The sequence below is a fragment of the Streptomyces phytophilus genome (assembly GCF_013870535.1).
Lineage (GTDB): Bacteria > Actinomycetota > Actinomycetes > Streptomycetales > Streptomycetaceae > Streptomyces > Streptomyces phytophilus.
In genome coordinates this window covers 1-5,126 of sequence record NZ_JACBXC010000358.1, presented here as the reverse complement: position 1 = coordinate 5,126, position 5,126 = coordinate 1, and the positions used below count along the sequence as shown (strand labels likewise).

The 5,126-nt window shown below is 67.8% G+C and carries 6 protein-coding genes; 4 read left to right on the top strand and 2 right to left on the bottom strand.

Features of this window, described 5'->3' with window-relative positions; translation table 11 throughout:
• The 3 genes from H5J30_RS16865 to H5J30_RS16855 all read left to right on the top strand — a co-directional run.
• The coding region (locus H5J30_RS16865; RefSeq protein ID WP_181788254.1) for a sensor histidine kinase at positions 1 to 1,274 on the top strand (1,274 nt) is incomplete at its 5' end.
• 123 nt (positions 1,275 to 1,397) lie between these two features.
• A complete protein-coding gene (locus H5J30_RS16860) occupies positions 1,398 to 2,246 on the top strand; it encodes a helix-turn-helix domain-containing protein (RefSeq protein ID WP_181788253.1) in 849 nt (282 codons plus the stop codon).
• Positions 2,243 to 2,434: a DUF397 domain-containing protein gene (locus H5J30_RS16855; protein WP_181788252.1), complete on the top strand. Its 192-nt coding sequence runs from the start codon at positions 2,243 to 2,245 to the stop codon at positions 2,432 to 2,434. Before H5J30_RS16860 ends, H5J30_RS16855 begins: the two co-directional genes overlap by 4 nt.
• 55 nt (positions 2,435 to 2,489) lie before the next feature.
• Here the strand turns inward: H5J30_RS16855 and H5J30_RS16850 are convergent, their stop codons facing one another.
• Positions 2,490 to 2,837 (bottom strand): DUF1330 domain-containing protein, encoded by a 348-nt coding sequence (locus tag H5J30_RS16850; protein ID WP_181788251.1) that lies wholly within the window; start codon positions 2,835 to 2,837, stop codon positions 2,490 to 2,492.
• 134 nt (positions 2,838 to 2,971) lie between these two features.
• Between H5J30_RS16850 and H5J30_RS16845 the strand changes: the two genes are divergently transcribed.
• Complete coding sequence (locus H5J30_RS16845; protein WP_181788250.1) at positions 2,972 to 3,163, top strand: DUF397 domain-containing protein; 192 nt, start codon at positions 2,972 to 2,974, stop codon at positions 3,161 to 3,163.
• A gap of 912 nt (positions 3,164 to 4,075) precedes the next feature.
• Here H5J30_RS16845 and H5J30_RS16840 read toward each other — a convergent pair.
• Positions 4,076 to 4,702, bottom strand: coding sequence for an SMI1/KNR4 family protein (locus tag H5J30_RS16840; protein WP_181788249.1), 627 nt, complete (start codon positions 4,700 to 4,702; stop codon positions 4,076 to 4,078).
• Between the last annotated feature and the right edge of the window lie 424 nt (positions 4,703 to 5,126).

Here is a 5,126-nt window from a genome sequence, read left to right as displayed (position 1 = left end):
GGCAGGGTGGCGCCCCCCGGCCGCGACTCCGGGGCGCCCTCGGGGCGGGCGCGATGACGGCGGTCCAGTTCGCCGCCCGCGCCGCCTTCGGCAGCCCACTCGATGCCTACTACGGCTACGGAACGAACAAATCAGTAATGTCGGTTGTCGAGACTCCCGCCTTCGTCAGCCCCCTCCTCGGCCTCACGGTCGGCGTCACGGCCTGGCTGCTCGCGCGGCCCCCCGGCCAGGGGGTGCCGCTGCGGGCCCGGTTCGCGCTCGTCGCGTACGGCGGCACGGTGCTCGCCTCGTCCGCCGTGGTCTCGGTCGCGTCGGCGCTGGCAGCGACCAACGGCGGACACCTCGGCTGGGGACCGGACGAGTTCCAGGGAGAACTGCTCTACCTGGCGCAGACAGCGGCCCTCCTGATCGGCGCCGGCGCCTGGGTGACGGCCGGACGGGCGCTGCGCCCGGTGGATGCCATCCGCACGGAGTTGGAGGACATCACCCTTCGCTCGCTGGACCGCCGCGTGCCCGTGCCCAGGGGCGGCGACGAGTTGACCGGGCTGGCGCTGACCACGAACGCGATCCTGGACCGCCTGGAGCGCTCGACCGAAGCCCAGCGGCAGTTCATCGGCGACGCCTCGCACGAACTCCGCAGCCCGCTGGCTGCGGTACGGGCGTCGCTCGAATCGCTGCTGGCGCACCCGAAAGAGGTCGACTGGCCGACCGCCGTGCGCGGCGCACTGCACGACCTGGAGCGGCTCCAGGGCCTCAGCGAGGACCTGCTCCTGCTGGCCCGGCTCGACGGCACCGCGACCCTTCCCCACGACCCCGTCAACCTCACCGACCTCCTCCACGACCTGGTCGAGGAGCACCGCCACCTGCACCGCCCGCACTTACTGGAGGTCCGCCTCGGCGCCCCGGGGCCGTCGGCGTGGGTGGCGGGCAGCGGCATCCAGCTGGAGCGGATGCTGCGCAACGTGCTGGGCAACGCCTGCCGTTACGCCGACGCAAAGGTCGAGGTGGCCGTCCGCACGGAGCGCCACGACGGCGTCGCGACGGTGCGGATCGACGTACGCGACGACGGCCCCGGAATACCGGCCGGGGACCGGGAGCGGGTCTTCGAGCGGTTCAGCCGACTGGAGGACGCGCGTGCCCGCAGGTCCGGCGGAGCCGGACTCGGCCTGGCCATCGCCCGGGAGATCGCGGACCGCCACGGCGGCACGCTGCACTTCACCGACGCACCCCGGGGAGCACACGCCGTCGGCCGCCTCCCAGCCGCGGTCCCTTGAGCGAACCCGCCCAGCACCCGCCCAACCGCCGGTTGGGCGGGTTACTCACTGGACATGAAATATCACGGTCAGTAAGCATGGCGTTGTCGAAGTTCCGGCAGTGACAGATGAGAGGGGCCGGACATGGGGAAAGTCGGCAACGTCAGCCTGTACGGGGGCGAGGCAGAGGCAGGGGACAGCCTGAAGACCTTCGGGGCAATGCTGAAAGTGCTCCGGGACGAGGCGGGTCTGACGCAGGAGGCGCTGGCCGAGGGCCTGGGGTACTCGCACGACCACATCTCCAAGATCGAGCGGGGGGTGCGGTTCCCGCCGAGGGATCTGGACAAGCTGGCCGAGGATGTGCTGGGCCCGCTGGCGGCGAGACTGCTGAAGGAGACGCGGAGGAGCCTGACGAGGAAGGCGGGCCTGGCGTCGAGGTTCAGGCACTGGGCGGTGATCGAGAAGGAAGCGGTCACGTTGTACGCGTACGAGTGCCGAGTGGTGCCGGGGCTGTTGCAGCCCGAGCCGTACATCCGAGTGATCAACGAGGCCGTGCTTCCCCCGCTGGTCGAGGAGCAGATCGAGCAGCGGGTCGCGGCAAGGCTGGAGCGGCAAGTAGTCCTCAACGAACGGCCCCATACGTACTTCGGCTTCATCGTTGAACAGATGCTGCTGGAGCGGCAGGTGGGCGGTGCGGAGATCACTCGCAGCCTCATCGACCACCTCTTGGCGATCGGCGAACGGCGCAACATCGAGATCCAGGTGATGCCGCGGCGCATGGAAAAACATGTCGGGTCGGCCGGTTCCATCTACCTCGCCGAGACCGTCGACCACAAGTGGCTTGGCTACTCCGAGGGACAGCAGTCGAGCAATCTGATCAGCGACCTGACCGACGTGGGTACTCTGCAGCAGCGCTACCGAAAGCTCAGTTCCCAGGCACTCAGCCACGAGGCTACCGTGGAACTGTTGGAGCAGATGCGAGGAGACCTATGAGCAGCAGCGGACCGGAGTGGTTCAAGAGCAGCTACAGCAGCGGCGACGGTGACAACTGCGTGGAGGTCGCGGTCACTTCGCAGGCTGTCCATGTCCGTGACTCGAAGGACCGGGAGGGCGGTCAGCTCTCCGTGACTCCCGCGGCCTGGGCCGGCTTCGTCGCCTTCGCCAAGGCCGTCGAACTCTGAGACACCCCCGCCCGTGCGGCCGTACCCCGGCCGCGCGGGCGCACCTCAAGCGGGGCTACTCGGCGGACAGGGCCTCCCGCATGGCCTTTACGGCACCGGCGGGGTCGTAGCCGTCGGGGACGCCTTCGACCAGGATGATGTCGCCATCGATGTGCCGCGAGCGCAGCGGTGCGATCTCCTGGTAGGCGGGCGAGTCCCACCAGGCCCGCGCCTCGGTGATCCCGGGGAAGCCGATCATCACGACCGCCCCGGGCCAGCTTCCCTCCTTCACCTCGTGCTGCGTCATGTGCACGAGATAGCGGCCGCCGTACGGCTCGAAGGTGCCGGGGAGGCGCTCGATGTACTCGGCGATCTCCGGGTGCGGCGCGGCGTCTTGCAGGTGAGCAATGAGGTAGGCGGGCATGGCATCGTCCTTGGAGTCGGTCTGCCTATGTCGACGATCATGGCATCCCGATGCGTCGGAGGCGATGACCAGGCAGGTCATTGACGCCGTCGCTGGGTCCTGGGAACTGTCGGAGCAGATGTGAGGAGAGACGTATGAGCAGCAGCGGACCGGAGTGGTTCAAGAGCAGCTACAGCGGTAGCGAGGGCGACAACTGCGTGGAGGTCGCGGTCACTTCGCAGGCTGTCCATGTCCGTGACTCGAAGGACCGGGAGGGCGGTCAGCTCTCCGTGACTCCCGCGGCCTGGGCCGGCTTCGTCGCCTTCGCCAAGGCCGTCGAACTCTGAGACACCCCCGCCTGGCGCCGCGGCGGTGCTCGCCCGCCGCGGCGACGGACGGTTACTTCTTCACGTGCATCTCGTCGGTTGGTACCCTCCGGCAGTCGGGCGAAGGTCACTGTTGATTACGGGCACCTGAAGCCGGGGGGTCAACTATGCCTTCTGGTCGCCTTTCGCGCGCTTCAGGGTCGATCCCTATGTCACATTCCCGTCCCCTCAGGCTTCGTCGACCATTGACCCGCTCAAGCAGCCGGTGCGGGAGATCTTCCGTAGCGATCCGGGTCCAGCCGTCCCCGCGGGACCGGTCAAGCCGGGTGCCCAGGCGCAGAGGTGCGGCGTCCCCGACGCCAGAGGGCGCAAGCTGTGGCGTCGTACGCCCCGATGCACACCGTCGACACCAACCTCTTCCCCGCGGCAGGCGCGTATTACCTGGGGCCCGATACAACGGTGTGGCTGGCCCAAGCACGAGGCCGATGCCTCCTTGGGAGGGCTTAGTTGCGACGAGTTCGCCATGGCTACGACGCACGAAAGCGGCGGATTCCCTGGCGGACCGAACCAGGTGGCCTCCGGCGATGAATGCGCCCAGTTGTACACCGACAAGATGGGAACGGGAACGTCCTTCGGCTTGCTTGCGGACACCCGGACGGACCTGAACGGCCCAGGGACTACCGGAAAGGTGAAGTGTGGTCGTTCGTCCCTTCCGGACGTCCAGAACTCGGGCGCCTTCCATCAATTCCAGCCCTCGGTTTGGAGATTGCTCGACAATGATGCCTTCTATGTCAGCAATCCCGGGTTCGAGCACTGCACGTCCGTGGATACCACCTGCGCTCGGCGCGTGGTCTCGTAGCGGAGTATGACATGTGCGGGGGTCGGCACATTCCGTGGTGTCGGCCCCCGCGCGCGTGGTTGACAATCGGGGTGCTATCTCGTTTGTCCGGTGTATTCCACCCAGAGCGCACGCTCGCTCGGGTGCTCCGGTGGGCCCCACACCAGGCTGTCGTTCACCAGCCCCGGCCGGTAGCCCGTAACGAGGGAAGGCGCCTCCAGCGAGTCCGCCATCTCCTCCAGGTATGTGGTCAGCGACTCGAACTCGATCCTTCGCTCGCCGTATTTGTCCCAGTACCCCAGTTTCCCGGTCTCGGCGTCCATGTAGAGGCCGTAGCTGGAGTCGTCGGCGGAGTAGGAGCACACGGGTATCCAGGCGTGACGCCAGAGTGTGAAGCGATCGGCACCGGGCAGCCGCTGCAACATCATCTCTCGCTCATACGTGTGGACCACCGATGCGAAGTCCATCAGTGACCACCGGCCCAGGAGGAAGGAGGCCGACGGGTCGACGTTCACACCCGCGTGGAGACGCCACAGGGCTCTGAGGCCCGCCGGGATTCTGACGCCGAGGGTGGTCTGTAACCTGTCGATTTCATCCTCCGTCGCTCCAGGTCGCAGTACTGCGAGCGACGCCGGAGCGTGGGCACTCAGCCAGGTATCGATCCGCCTCCAGGCGTCGGTGACTTGCCTTCTCTCGATCTCCTGTCGGAGGTCATCATCCATTGGACCAACCTAGCCGCACGGCCAAACCCCGGTCCCGTTTCCGATGACTGCCGAAGCGGAAACTCCGCGCGGCGACTCGCGGGCGTGGGCGCCCTGTGCTCACCGGCCCTCGATCGGTGGCGGATCGTTCTCGGGGTGCCGCCTCACGAACCAGGTACACCCCGCGTTGCGGTTGGGTGGCGCATCCCGACCGGGGGCGGGGCTGGTCTGCAAGCCAGGGCCGGGCCGCCTCCGGGGCCACTGCTCCCTCGGCGTCACTCCACTACGCCTTCCATCATTACTAGAGTGGACGCTCTGTTAATGTGCGGAAAGCGCCCGGCGCACAGGCAGCCGGTCGCGGTGATGGCGACTGCCACGGGAGGCACAGGTGCAGGAACGTCGAGTGCGGGCACAGGGGTTGAGCCGGAAGGGGTTCCTCGCGGCG